The organism is Xenorhabdus sp. KK7.4 (assembly GCF_963876465.1).
Lineage (GTDB): Bacteria > Pseudomonadota > Gammaproteobacteria > Enterobacterales > Enterobacteriaceae > Xenorhabdus > Xenorhabdus stockiae.
Genome location: NZ_CAWNQF010000032.1, coordinates 1 through 615 on the forward strand (window position 1 = coordinate 1; position 615 = coordinate 615).

Below are 615 nucleotides of genomic sequence, written 5' to 3' on the forward strand. Positions count from 1 at the left end.
CTTTTTGAAGCCTTTGCCCTGTTGATTGCCAGTGTACGGGCTAAACTGGAGGACGAACTTCCCGAAATCACGCACGGGATCTTGTCGCGCATCTGGCCGTTAGCGTTATGTCCCATCCCACCCACCACGATACTTCAGTTTTATCCCACTGATGGCGAACATCAGGGTTGTACAGATATTCCGGTGAATACCGCCGTTTCGGCTCACCACAACGGGCAGTTAATGACGTTTAAAACCCGCCGTCCGCTGCATATTGAACCTCTGGTCGTACAACAACGCACGGTGAAAAAAACCGGTACTCACAGTGAAATTATGCTGACTCTGTGCCAGACCGGCACGGTATCTCCGGTCTGGCAAAGTGGTGCATTAACTTTTTTCCTCGGCACGGACACCGAAAAGGCCGCCCAGCTCAGTCTGTGGCTGGGTCAACATATTTGTGAGGTCAGCCTGAACACGCAGGGAGAGCAGCGAAAACTGCGCGGTTTTCCTTATGGCTGGCACAATGTATTTGATAATCCGGTGCTGCCTCTGCCCAAAAATACGTATTCCGGTCTGCAACCGTTGGTGGAATATTATGCTTTGTCCCCACTGTATAACTTTGTCACGCTGGATATC

At 51.1% G+C, this 615-nt stretch carries 1 protein-coding gene; it reads left to right on the forward strand.

What is annotated here, in order from left to right:
- The coding region (locus tag AACS90_RS04330; protein WP_193757318.1) for a type VI secretion system baseplate subunit TssF at positions 1-615 on the forward strand (615 nt) is incomplete at both ends.